This window comes from Haladaptatus pallidirubidus (assembly GCF_020700235.1).
Classification (GTDB): Archaea; Halobacteriota; Halobacteria; order Halobacteriales; family Haladaptataceae; genus Haladaptatus; species Haladaptatus pallidirubidus.
This window is the reverse complement of the sequence record NZ_CP085301.1, coordinates 180,843-192,475: the sequence shown is the minus strand read 5'-3', so window position 1 is coordinate 192,475 and position 11,633 is coordinate 180,843. Positions and strand designations below refer to the sequence as shown.

Below are 11,633 nucleotides of genomic sequence, written 5' to 3'. Positions count from 1 at the left end.
CTCTCGTTAGTTTTTCCCGGTCGTTAGCGGCCGGAAAAGCGCAGGACGTTGGGGTAATCCGCGATGATGCCGTCTACGCCCGCCTCGTGGAGTTGAGTCGCTTGATACCAACTTTCGACGGTCCAGACGTTCACCTCGTAGCCCTCCGCGTGCGCGAGGTCGACGATGTCGATTTCGTCGTAGGGACCGAGCGAACCGTACTCGTCGTTGAACAGTTCGGTTCCGGAAACCATGTTCCACGGCGGATGAATCGCATCACAATCGTATCGGCGCGCGATTTCGAACCCGTCAACGATGGATTCGGCGAACACCGCCGCGATAGGGATGTTCGAATCCAGTTCCCGAACCGCCGCGAGTGCGCCCTCACCGAACGAGGAGATGAGAAATTCGTTGTCGTAGTCGGCGAGCGTCGAAAGGACGCGCTCGGCGAACGGACGCCACAACTCCTTCTGTTTCTCTCGGTCTTCCGGCGGGAGATTTTCCCGCGGCCGAACATCGAGTGTGCCGGGATTTTTGAACTCGACGTTGACGCCGATTTCGGACGGAACCGCGTCGAGGAACGTCTCCAATCGAGGAATCGTTTCGTCGCTTCCGAGAATCGACACGTTGCGCATGTCCTCGTAGGACAGATTCCACACGCGCTGACTGGCAAGCGTCTCCGAGGCGTCCGTCAGTCGATCGAGTCGAGTGTCGTGAAAGACGACGACTTCGCCGTCCGCGGTCGGATGCACGTCGATTTCTATCATCTCCGGCGCGCCCGTCGGTGCGGCCGTCGCCTGCTTTACCGCACCGATCGTGTTTTCGGGATACACGCCCGCGAAACCGCGATGGGCGATAATCGAGAGGTCGCTCGCGGATGCTGACCATTGGTCGGCATTCGCCGGTTGTTCGAACTCCGTCGTTTCTGATTGGAACTCCGGCGTTGGTGGTCTCCGGTTCTGGGGTTCTTGTTCGAAATTCGATGGTTGTCGTTCGGAATTCGCAGATTGTCGTCCGGTGTTCGAGTGCTGTTCGACATCCGACTGTCGTTCCGTCGTTCCGCTCGTGCGTGCCATAGGCAAATTTAGGCAGACCCCCACATTCGACCCGTTGTGAGGGTTCTGCCACCCTTGGGTTCGAATACGGCCAATCGGACTTCAAGGTTTCCTTTTTAATATATGGACTCGTCTTGAACCCTGGTGTGACAACAGTAATCACGGGATTCTATATAGATCGGTCGGTGCCCGCAACCAGTTCGCGTCGAATCGCGTCGTACGCGACTGCGGACTGGTTGCCGGTTCGGCTCGCGTCAGTCAGCAGCGTCTCCGCGAGTTGTCGTCGCGCCATTCCCTCGGGGTCGTTTTCGAGTGCCCGCGAGAGGGCGGTGGGCAGTTCGTCGAAGTTCGAAGCGATCACCCCCGCCGCGATTTCGTCGTAGTCGAAATAGAATCCTCGTGACTCCTCGTACTGAGCGCGGTCGTACGGGTAGAAAACGACCGGACGGTCGAGGGCGATGTAATCGAAGTAGATGGACGAGTAGTCCGTCAGGAGCACGTTCGCGTATCGGAGCAGAGGATACACGTCGCACTCTTTCGGTAGTGTTACGATTCGTGAGCAATTCGGCGGCAGGTCGAACCGCTCTCTGGGATGGGTTTTGACGACGAAATAGGCATCCTCTCGCTCCAGAAAATCATCGAGTTCGTGAAAATCGAACTGCTCCGAAAACCTCCTCGTCGCGTCGTCTCGGAACGTCGGCAAGTAGAAAAAAACGTGGTGGTTCCGCGAGAGACGCCGAACTCGCTTGTGAGTTCCTTCGTCCGCCCCGATGTCGCTCCCCTCCACGTCCGAAAAGAGCGCGTCGAGACGCGGATAGCCGGTGAAAATCATCCTGTCGCGGCCGATGTGCAGGCCGGATTCGAACGCGTCGACGAGGTGCCCGCTCGGAACCACTAACCGGTCGAACTCGTCGGCCATGTATTCGTGAACCGCCCGAACCGGTGCTGGCCGAGACGGAAATTCGGCGTCCCACGAGATCGTTTTTAGCGGAATTCCGTGCCACAACAACACCGTTTTCGCGCCCGCACAGCAGGGCATGACGACATCGTGGTGTCCCTGCGTGAGGAGAACGACACCCGCGCGGAGATTCGCTACCAGTCCGCGAAACGAATAGCAGTAGTACGCCTCGTAGCCGGACTGCTGGAGTTCACGTACAACGCGTCGATTTTTCGAGAGCCAAACGGGGCGAACACCGGGTTGCTCGTTTGCGACGTGCAAATACAGATATTTTGCGTTGTCCACGAACGCCTTGCCGCCGCGCGCGCCGAAGACCCAGAGGGTGTCGTCGCGCGTCCAGAGCCGTGACAACCGTTTCAACATTGCATACAGTACCCACTGGAGGAGGAGTTCGGGAGCAAACTTTTCGATGCGGTCGGCGAGCGGTCGAAGTAGTGACCGCTTTAACGGAGCGAGAACCGATTGGCCGATTTTCACGAGTGGACTGAACGGTCGCCGATGGCAAAAATTACTTGCCCGCAAGGGGGTCTCCCGCCGGAAGTGAACCGGCGGGATTTAAGCGGCGGGACGACCCCATTTCGAGTGCATGAGGCTACACGAGTACCAGGCGAAGGAGGTGTTCTCCGACGCGGGGATTCCGACGCCCGATTCGGCGCTCGCAGAGAGCGTTGAGGAGGTCGTCGAAGCGGCGGAGGACATCGGCTACCCCGTCGCGGTGAAAGCGCAGGTACATGTCGGCGGCCGCGGAAAGGCCGGAGGCATCAAACTCGCAGAGAACCGCGACGAGGCGGAAGCGGCCGCCGAATCCATCATCGGGATGGATTTGAAGGGTTACACCGTCGAGCAGGTGTTGGTCGAAGGGGCCGTCGATTTCGTCAACGAACTGTACGTCGGCGTAACGATGGATCGTGGCGAGGGCAAACCCGTCGCCATGGTCTCCACCAAGGGCGGCGTCGATATCGAGTCGGTCGCCGAGGAAACGCCCGACGCAATCGCGCGGGAACACATCGACCCGGCGTTCGGAATGCACCCGTACCAGGCCCGGAAAGCGGTGTACGACGCGGGCGTTGACCGCGACCTTGCCATGGATGTTGCGAGCGTCCTCACGACGCTGTACGACCTGTGGGACGACAAGGACGCGAGCGACGCGGAAATCAACCCGCTGATGGTCACGAGCGACGACGAAGTCGTCGCGGCCGACGCGGTGTTGAACATTGACGGCGACGCACTGTTCCGGCATCCCGACCTCGCGGAGATGGAAGAGGACTCCTACGAGGACGACCTCGAACGCAAGGCCGGCGAGTACGGCTTCGACTACGTCCGACTCGACGGTAACGTCGGCATCATCGGCAACGGCGCCGGACTGGTCATGACGACGCTCGATCTCGTGGACTACTACGGCGGCGAACCCGCCAACTTCCTCGACATCGGCGGCGGCGCGAAAGCCGAGCGCGTGACGAACGCGCTCGACATGGTGTTCTCGGACGAGAACGTCGATTCAGTCGTCTTCAACATCTTCGGCGGCATCACCCGCGGTGACGAGGTCGCCAAAGGCATCAACGAGGCGCTTGAATCGCTGGACGAGATTCCGAAACCGGTCGTCGTCCGACTCGCCGGTACGAACGCCGAAGAAGGAATGGAAATCCTGAACACCGACCTCGTTCAGGTCGAAGCGACGCTCGAAGACGCGGTTCAGCGCGCCGTTAAAAACGCGGAGGAAGAACAATGAGCATTCTCGTCGACGACGACACCCGAGTGGTCGTCCAAGGTATCACCGGCGGTGAGGGTAGCTTCCACACCGAACAGATGATGGAGTACGGAACGAATATCGTGGCCGGTGCGGTTCCCGGCAAGGGCGGGCAGGAAGTGAAAGGCGTGCCCGTCTACGACACCGTTCACGAAGCGGTCGCGGAAGAGGACGCCGATGCGTCGGTCGTCTTCGTCCCGCCAGCGTTCGCCGGTGACGCCGTCTTCGAAGCGCTCGACACCGACCTCGACTTCGTGGTCGCCATCACGGAGGGCGTCCCGACGCAGGACATGTCGAAGGTGTACAAGCGCCTCTCGGAAACCGACACGCGACTTCTCGGGCCGAACTGTCCCGGCATCATCACGCCCGGCGAGGCCAAACTCGGTATCCTCCCCGGCAACATCTTCGAGGCCGGAAACGTCGGTCTCGTCTCCCGCTCGGGGACGCTAACCTACCAGGTGGTCGATAATCTCACCCAGCGCGGCATCGGCCAGACCACCGCCATCGGCATCGGCGGCGACCCGATTATCGGCACGGACTTCATCGACGCCCTCTCGCTGTTCGAGGACGACCCGGACACCGACGCGGTCGTCATGTGCGGCGAAATCGGCGGCGAGGACGAAGAAGATGCCGCGGCGTTCATCGCGGAGAACATGGATACCCCCGTCGCAGGCTTCATCGCGGGCCGAACTGCCCCGCCCGGAAAGCGCATGGGTCACGCCGGTGCGATTGTTTCCGGCAGTGGCACGGGGACCGCGGAGAGTAAAATCAACGCACTGAACGACGCGGGCGTCCCGGTCGGAGACACGCCCGAGGAAGTTGCGGACAACATCGAAGACTTCCTGTAAGTCGTTCCGGTTGCGGATTTTTAGTTTTTATTTTCCGTCACAGCGTTCCTTTCATCCTGTGTCTACAAAGCGTATTGTTCGACGACTCGTTGAACGAACAAGTGCGGTGTGGTTCGATGTTTTAGAGGTGGTACTCCCACGAACCGACGCTGGTGTCGGTCGCGTCCGCCCGCCTGCGTTTGAGATATCGCTGGACGACCTCGCGCGGCGATAGATCCGCGGGGTTCGGTCGTTGATTCCGGTTCATCTATCCCCCTCTGAGAGCATGGCGTCCTTCGCGTCCTGAACGCGCTATCGAGTGCGGAAAACCCTTAGGACCACTGAATGTGCAGGTAACTCCAACCAGGATGACATTCACTAACCACGATTTAAATTGGAAATCTAATACATCCAAGTTTTAATTTTCTTAAACAACGATAAATATCGCTCCATCTGATATCCCTCCATCGAGGCTACTCGAAAGACTACACGCTTTCCAGAGTGACACCGTCGGGAGTTCGGTTTGTGGTATACAGTCCATTAACGAAGAGTCGGTAGCTAACTCGGTTCGGGTGGTGAAGGCGCTCGGTAGTGATTCACTTCGTGTGGATTCCTCCTCGTCCCTCGATTCGAGATCGGGGTTATTCTGGGAACATCGACCGGAGCGAGGTAGGCACCAACCATGCAGCGAGATCGCTGGGCTCGACGGCATGCTCGGCGTGAAATCGAACCCATTCGAGCCAGAGTTTCGAGAGCAAGAACCCACCGAAGAGGATGGTTCCCGCGACGACGTCGGCGACTGGTTGGGACGTTGCGCTGAGAAAGAACGCACCGATGAACACGAACGCTAAGATCCACCCGAATGTGACGACACAGAACAGTCCCGTGATTCGAATCTCCCCTTTGCACGATTTCGTGGCTCACGGTAGAGCGAGCGGCGCAACTGCGCCGCTCGCGGAGTTGTTCGCCACAGAAGTAGTGGGTCGGGGCAGATTCGAACTGCCGATCTGCTCCGTGTGAAGGAGCTGTCATAACCGGACTAGACTACCGACCCTCGCACTCTGTGGTTTCCCTGCCCGAGACTTAAGGCTTGCTTTCGACAGCGGGCGGCCACCACGACCAAGACCCGCCGCTGCCGACAGCGACCATGATCGACTGGAACGTGGTGAACGTGGCCGAGGTCGAACCGGAAATTCGAACCGGCGAGAAATCGCTCCACCGCGTCCTCGCCGAACACGCCGGAGCGCGGACGAAGTTCGTCCTCCCCGAAGGGCGATACAACCTCGACGGTCGATTCGAACACGACGATTGCGAGGCCATCGCTATCGCGGGCGACCCGCACGCCACACTGGTCGTGACCGACCCCGACCAGCAGTACGGTCTGGATGTCGGCGGAGGATGGGGTGCGACACCGGAAAATTCCGCCGACTCGGTCGAAATCCGAAACCTGACGTTCGACATGACCGCGGACGGCGTCGGGTCACAGGCAATTTCGGCGCGGGCGAGCCGCGACCTTCGAATCGAGGATGTGACCGTTGCGGGCGAATGCGCCGCCGCGGGCAAAGGTGCACTCGGCGCGATTTACGCGGCGGTAACGCACCCTGACGGGTCGGGGGTCGTTTCCGTCTCGCTTCCGGACGGCTGTGAGTTTCGTCCCGACGCGTATCCCGGCCAGTCCGCCGTCGAATCCCAGACCAGCCATCCGATCGGCATCAGCGTGACCGACGATCACCGCGGCGAGCTGACCTTCCGCGACTGTCGCGTTGAGGGATGGGTCAACAACGGCGGCTATCTGGCGGGTGGAGAGGGCCCCTGCATCGTGGAGGGCGGCGTCTGGAGAAACAACGGAAACGCGAACCTGCGACTGGGAGATGGCGACATCGCGCGCGACGTTCGAATCGAGGTGGACGTGACGGAGTACACCGGTTGCGGCCTCTGGTTGCAGGACGGAGACGTTCGCATCTCGGGCGGCGAACTCTCACTGCCGAACTGCGACAACGACGGTTTGCGCGTGTCGAGCGAATCGGCACGCGTGCGCGACCTGAAAATCGACTGCGAATCGTCGGCTCGAGCCATCAAAGTCAACGACGGGGACGGGTCGATTCTACTGGACGGCGTCGAACTGGACGACTGGGGCGACGGCTCGAAACACGGCTACTGCGCCGAGATATGGCGCGAAGGGACGACCCTCCGGAACTGCCGACTCGCGTTTCACTCCGGCGAGAACAACCGAAACGGAATCAACCTAGTCGCGGCGGAAATCGTCTTCGACGGCGTGACCGCAACCCACGACGCGGACGACAGAACGACGGTGCTCGTCAAAGGCGACCGTGTTTCGCTCCTGAACTCCACGTTTCGCGGGAGCGTGGACGTAGATCGAAAGAATGCGGCGTCGCCACGGTTCGAGCGCAACGACTTCACCGACTGCGACTGCATCGGATTCGATTACTGACTCGTTTGCGACCGTGTTCGCCGACACTAACTCATCCGGATTCGTTTTCGGGCGTCCCTGACGACATCGCGCGAGCGCTCTTTTGCCGCTCGTGACCGGCGTCTGACCTTCTGCGACCGTCGTTTAGCGGTTCGCTCCGCGTTTCGGAGGTTCGTGCGTATCTTCTCCCGTCGTGTCGGTTCCGATTCGGAATTTCGTTCTCTTCCCGTCCACTTGCGGAATTTTTGCTCCCCGGTGTCCAGTTCTGCTTGGACGCCGTGACGGAGGTGACTCCCTGACCGTCGAAGGTAGTACCACGCGTCTTTGAAATGTTTGTTCATCGTGCCACCCAATCGTGTCCTTAGGTGGGCAACAAATAAAAATCGTTCCGTCGAACTTCGGGCCGGACGGTCGTTCAAAAACGGTATTATCCCGGGCGAGAAAAACACGGTTGTATGTTTACGCGGCTTTCGATTCCGACGCCGTTTCAAATCGGCCCGGTGAACGCCTATCTCTCCGGGCGAACGCTGGTCGACCCCGGTCCGGGAAGTGAGGAGGCATGGACCGCGCTGCTCGAGGGGTTAGAAGCGAACGGAGTAGGATCGTCCGAAATCGAGCAGGTTCTCATTACGCACCCGCATCCCGACCATTTTGGGTTAGCGAACCGACTCCGAGAGTCCGGTGCGCGCATCGTCGCGAGCCACGACACCGCGGCGATTATCCGCGACTTCGCATCCCGACTGGAGTACGAACAGTCCTACTTCGCCGATTTCTTCGACAAGAACGGAATGGCGAGAACGACCGCCGAAACCGTCACCAATCTCCCGGAGGCGTACCTGTCGGTTTCTCCCGGCGTCGAAACCGACCTCGAACTCGCAGACGGCGAATCCGTTTCGGTCGAGGGGGTGGATTTGACCGCGGAATCCGTACAGGGCCACGCACCCGGCGAGACTATCTTCACCTTCGAAAACGATGGCGAATCGAAAGCCATCGTCGGTGACCACGTTCTCGCCGACATCACGCCGAATCCGCTTCTTCAACCGCCGATGGAGGAGAGCGGCAGTCGCCCCCGCGTCCTTCCGGCGTTCAACCGCTCGCTCTCTCGTCTTCGGGATCGCGAACTGGACTACATCTTCCCGGGCCACCGCGAAGAGATCGGGAACCCGACGGAGCGAATCGAGAAGATTCTGGACGCGCACGAAAACCGAACCGAGAACGTCCTCGCGCTGGTTGAGGGGCCGACGACGGCGTTCGACGTAATGGAGGGATTGTTCGACGACCTGCCCGCGACGGAGTACTTCCCCGCGATGAGCGAGGCGATCGGCCACCTCGACGTGCTCGAGGAGCGCGGCGAGGTAAGCCGACAAGAACAAGGTGGTGTCGTGGTATACGAAGAGGTATCTTCATGAACGACTTGCAACCGGTCGCGCTCGGAGAGGAGCCAGCAGATCTGGTGATTCGAAACGGGCGCGTACTGCTTCCCGAACCGGGCGAGTTCCAAGCCAGAGACGTGGTCGTGACGAACAACCGTGTCGCCGCGCTGCCGAAGGACGCGACCGATGCAATCGGCGAGGACACGAACGTCATCAACGCCAGCGACCGCGTCGTTTCGCCGGGATTCATTGACGCCCACACACATATCGATCTTCATCAGACGTTCGAGAACGCATACCACTACGCTCTCGAAGGCGGGACGACCACCGTTGTCACGGAAGTGACGGGATTCGGCCCGGTGTTCGGCCCAGAAGGCGTCAAGCAGATGCTCGCCGCAACGTCCTATCTCCCGATTCGCGTCTATGCGACCGTCCCGCCGCAACCGCTTTTCGACACGTTCCAACCGGCACGCGGAAATCCCGACGCGTTCGCGAATCTGCTGGAAGACGCTCGAATCGTCGGCGTGGGCGAAACCGACTGGATTCACGCCGTGGGGCGTGACACCCCTGTAGAAGCCTTGTACGACCGCGCAGGCCAAATTGGGAAAACCGTCTCGGGCCACGCTGCGGGCTGTTCGGGGGAAAAGCTACAGGCGTTCGCCACCATCATCGACGACGACCACGAGGCGATTACCGGCGAGGAAATCGTGGAACGCGTCGAAAATGGGATTCATGCAATCGGTCGATGCGGGTCGATTCGGGACGACATGACCGCGGTCGGCGAAGCGTACGAGGAAATCGGTGCCGACGAAATATCGCTCTCGACGGACGGAATGTGGCCCCGCGAACTCATCCGTGAGGGCTACATGGACGTGGTCGTTCGGCGGGCGATCGAGGAGGGGATTCCGCCCGCCGACGCCATCCGGATGGTCACGCTCAATCCGGCCCGGCATTTCCGCCTTCAAAACCTCGGGTCGCTCGCACCGGGCAATATCGCCGACATCGTCCTCATCGACGACTTGGAAACCGTCAATGTCACCACCGTCATCAGCGGCGGCGAAGTCGTCTACAACAATCACGAAACGACCGTCGCGCCGCGCTCCTACGAGTATCCGGAGCAGTTCTACGACAGCGTCAACGTCAGCACCGACCCCGACCAGTTCCGCGTTCCGGCAATGGACGAACCGGTTCGCGCAATCGAGTACCGGGAAGGATTGCTGTCGGGACAGACGACTGTTTCGCCTCCAGTCGAAGACGACGAACTCGTCGCAGCACCGGAAGACGACCTGCTGAAAGTGACTCTGCTCGACCGGCATCCGGAGGGTGATGGAACCGGGTTCACCGGATTTCTGACCGGGTACGGTGCGTTCGAGGGTGCGGTCGCGACCAGCGTCGTTTGGGAGACGCCCGGCGTGATAGCGGTCGGAAGCGGTGACGACATGCGGCGTGCCGTCACGCACGTCAACGAGATGGGCGGCGGATGGGCCGTCGTCAGGGACGGCGAAGTCGTCGCCGAGCTCCCGATGCGCGTCGCTGGTGTCTGTTCCGACCTCGAAGTAGAAGAAACTGCGAAACTGTACGACGCCGTGGAGGGTGCCCTTCGAACACTCGGCGCAAACGTCGAACGCCCGATGCTCGCCGTCCAGACGCTCACGTTCCCGGGCGTTCCGTCGCTCAAAATGGCGCCGTCGGGCTACGCCGACATCTTCTCCCGCGAAGTCGTCGGTTTGCGGGTCGAGTAGCTACGGTCTCTCGCCTTCGTGTTCTCGAATCGTTCGAATTTGTTCGTAGGGAAAGAAGTTTCGTCCGCCTTTTCGTCGCAACCACACCCCCGTCTCGTAAAACTCCAACTTGTCACCCTCAACCGGCGAGACGATGTTCTGCTCTCCCCCGCGCGTACCGGACGGAACGAGGTACACGTCGTACAGCGTGTCAGGCATAACCTCATGCTACGGTTGACGAGCGCAAAAGCGTACTGGCCTCAGTTCGGGTCACAGATAGCGACCCGTCCGTCACGCTCGATAACGATGGCGTACCCGTGGTGTCGAAACTCGACGCGGGACGGAACATTCGCGTGAGATGGTCGGTCGAACAAGTCCCTCAATGCATCGGGACTAACGCTCTCGTAGAGCGGTTTCATCTCGGTTGGCGGGTCGTCCGACACCTCCGCGATTGCCTCGACTACTGTTTCGGTAATCGGACCGTCGTCGTATTTCACTTCGTGGAGGACCGTTTTGTCTATCTCGTGCGTACTTCGGCGCTCGTCGTGTGACTTTGTGCACATTTCAAACACCTCAGTGAACCCGAATTCGTTGGAGGGCAGTTCGCAATTTCATACCTTCGGAGATGGGGGAACGATGTAGTGAATCCTTGGGGTTTACTGATTCACGTCTTTATTACCCCTCAGATAGTTTCGTTGATTCGCTTGGGGAAACAGAGCCGAGTCAAGCATTCGGTCTAACCCCCGTCGTAGCCGACCTGATGCGGCTTGCGGCGAAATGTCCAGCGTCTCCGCTAGTTCCGAGAGCGAAATTCCTCGAGGGACGCGGAAGTAGCCCGATTCGAACGCAGTAACGAGGGCCTCCCGCTGTTCTTCGGTGAGATCGTATCGCTCCATCGGGAGCGCAGAAACCGGGTAGATTCGACGCACTTCGTAGGAAATCGACGCCTCCTCACACGCCTCGCTGAACTGCTTCGTGGCTTCGTGGTCGGGGAATCTGACGCGAAACAGCCATCCGCCACGATTGCCCTCGGCGTAAAGAACGGTCGCCTCCTGTTCGGTCAGTATCTCGTAGATTCCACCATTGTTCGACCAGACGGCCTGACAGAGCGCGCCGTGTTCGGTTTCGCTTAGCACGTCGAGGGAATCGATTGGCAACCCCTCGATAGGTACGTCGGTGACGAACGTCGCATCGCCGATGACCCAAAAGAACGGCATCGTTTCCTCCCCCGTTGGAACGATGCGTTCCAGTTCGATTCGCACGTTTGGGCAGTGGACGAACAGTTCGCCCAGGGCGAATCCGTTGGTCGGGAGTCGAAATTCGACGACGACATTCATAACTGTGATTGGAGGCGACACGCGTCAATCCTTGCGGCCACGCTGTTGGTTTCGTTGGATTCGTTTTCCGGTTCGATTCCGTCATTCGACCGTTCGAGTGCGCACGAGAGACGGATAATGTCCATAACTTATGCATACTCCCGGCGTTAGAAACCCAGTTCTGACGCGGAATCGCCGTCGAATCCGCGTAGAGTTGTTTGGAAAA

General features: G+C 59.9%; 13 protein-coding genes and 1 tRNA gene. 5 read left to right on the top strand and 9 right to left on the bottom strand.

Going from position 1 to position 11,633, the window contains the following annotated elements:
• Positions 1-23: 23 nt before the first annotated feature.
• Together LIX15_RS01120 and LIX15_RS01115 are read right to left on the bottom strand one after the other, a co-directional pair.
• Positions 24-1,055: a glycerophosphodiester phosphodiesterase gene (locus LIX15_RS01120; protein ID WP_227775675.1), complete on the bottom strand. Its 1,032-nt coding sequence runs from the start codon at positions 1,053-1,055 to the stop codon at positions 24-26.
• Positions 1,056-1,203: 148 nt separating this feature from the next.
• Positions 1,204-2,469, bottom strand: a complete 1,266-nt coding sequence (locus LIX15_RS01115) for a CDP-glycerol glycerophosphotransferase family protein (RefSeq protein WP_227775674.1) — start codon at positions 2,467-2,469, stop codon at positions 1,204-1,206.
• 109 nt (positions 2,470-2,578) lie between these two features.
• Between LIX15_RS01115 and sucC the strand changes: the two genes are divergently transcribed.
• Together sucC and sucD are read left to right on the top strand one after the other, a co-directional pair.
• The gene (gene sucC, locus LIX15_RS01110) at positions 2,579-3,721 is read left to right on the top strand and encodes an ADP-forming succinate--CoA ligase subunit beta (RefSeq protein ID WP_227775673.1); all 1,143 of its coding nucleotides are present in this window, start codon (positions 2,579-2,581) and stop codon (positions 3,719-3,721) included.
• Entirely contained in the window at positions 3,718-4,587 is an 870-nt protein-coding gene (sucD, locus tag LIX15_RS01105; RefSeq protein WP_227775672.1) for a succinate--CoA ligase subunit alpha, read from the top strand. The genes sucC and sucD overlap by 4 nt, the downstream gene beginning before the upstream one ends.
• A 121-nt stretch (positions 4,588-4,708) precedes the next feature.
• On the opposite strand, the gene LIX15_RS32670 is transcribed toward sucD, so the two are convergent.
• The 3 genes from LIX15_RS32670 to LIX15_RS01095 all read right to left on the bottom strand — a co-directional run bounded on the left by LIX15_RS32670 (position 4,709) and on the right by LIX15_RS01095 (position 5,620).
• Positions 4,709-4,834 carry a hypothetical protein gene (locus LIX15_RS32670; RefSeq protein WP_265338397.1) on the bottom strand — a complete coding sequence of 42 codons (126 nt, stop codon included), beginning with the start codon at positions 4,832-4,834 and terminating at the stop codon, positions 4,709-4,711.
• A 373-nt stretch (positions 4,835-5,207) separates the two neighbouring features.
• Complete coding sequence (locus LIX15_RS01100) at positions 5,208-5,408, bottom strand: hypothetical protein (RefSeq protein ID WP_227775671.1); 201 nt, start codon at positions 5,406-5,408, stop codon at positions 5,208-5,210.
• Between the two features lie 137 nt (positions 5,409-5,545).
• A tRNA-Val gene (locus tag LIX15_RS01095) sits at positions 5,546-5,620 on the bottom strand.
• A 36-nt stretch (positions 5,621-5,656) separates the two neighbouring features.
• Between LIX15_RS01095 and LIX15_RS01090 the strand changes: the two genes are divergently transcribed.
• A complete protein-coding gene (locus LIX15_RS01090) occupies positions 5,657-7,018 on the top strand; it encodes a hypothetical protein (RefSeq protein WP_227775670.1) in 1,362 nt (453 codons plus the stop codon).
• A gap of 26 nt (positions 7,019-7,044) precedes the next feature.
• On the opposite strand, the gene LIX15_RS01085 is transcribed toward LIX15_RS01090, so the two are convergent.
• Positions 7,045-7,338, bottom strand: coding sequence for a DUF7553 family protein (locus LIX15_RS01085; RefSeq protein ID WP_227775669.1), 294 nt, complete (start codon positions 7,336-7,338; stop codon positions 7,045-7,047).
• 114 nt (positions 7,339-7,452) lie between these two features.
• Between LIX15_RS01085 and LIX15_RS01080 the strand changes: the two genes are divergently transcribed.
• Together LIX15_RS01080 and LIX15_RS01075 are read left to right on the top strand one after the other, a co-directional pair.
• On the top strand, positions 7,453-8,406 hold the full coding sequence (locus LIX15_RS01080; protein ID WP_227775668.1) for an MBL fold metallo-hydrolase: 954 nt from the start codon (positions 7,453-7,455) through the stop codon (positions 8,404-8,406).
• The gene (locus tag LIX15_RS01075) at positions 8,403-10,112 is read left to right on the top strand and encodes an adenine deaminase C-terminal domain-containing protein (protein ID WP_227775667.1); all 1,710 of its coding nucleotides are present in this window, start codon (positions 8,403-8,405) and stop codon (positions 10,110-10,112) included. The genes LIX15_RS01080 and LIX15_RS01075 overlap by 4 nt, the downstream gene beginning before the upstream one ends.
• Here the strand turns inward: LIX15_RS01075 and LIX15_RS01070 are convergent, their stop codons facing one another.
• The 3 genes from LIX15_RS01070 to LIX15_RS01060 all read right to left on the bottom strand — a co-directional run bounded on the left by LIX15_RS01070 (position 10,113) and on the right by LIX15_RS01060 (position 11,428).
• A complete protein-coding gene (locus LIX15_RS01070) occupies positions 10,113-10,310 on the bottom strand; it encodes a hypothetical protein (protein ID WP_049970366.1) in 198 nt (65 codons plus the stop codon).
• 41 nt (positions 10,311-10,351) lie between these two features.
• Positions 10,352-10,654, bottom strand: a complete 303-nt coding sequence (locus LIX15_RS01065) for a HalOD1 output domain-containing protein (RefSeq protein ID WP_227775666.1) — start codon at positions 10,652-10,654, stop codon at positions 10,352-10,354.
• Between the two features lie 93 nt (positions 10,655-10,747).
• A complete protein-coding gene (locus tag LIX15_RS01060; RefSeq protein ID WP_227775665.1) occupies positions 10,748-11,428 on the bottom strand; it encodes a helix-turn-helix domain-containing protein in 681 nt (226 codons plus the stop codon).
• Positions 11,429-11,633 lie beyond the last annotated feature (205 nt).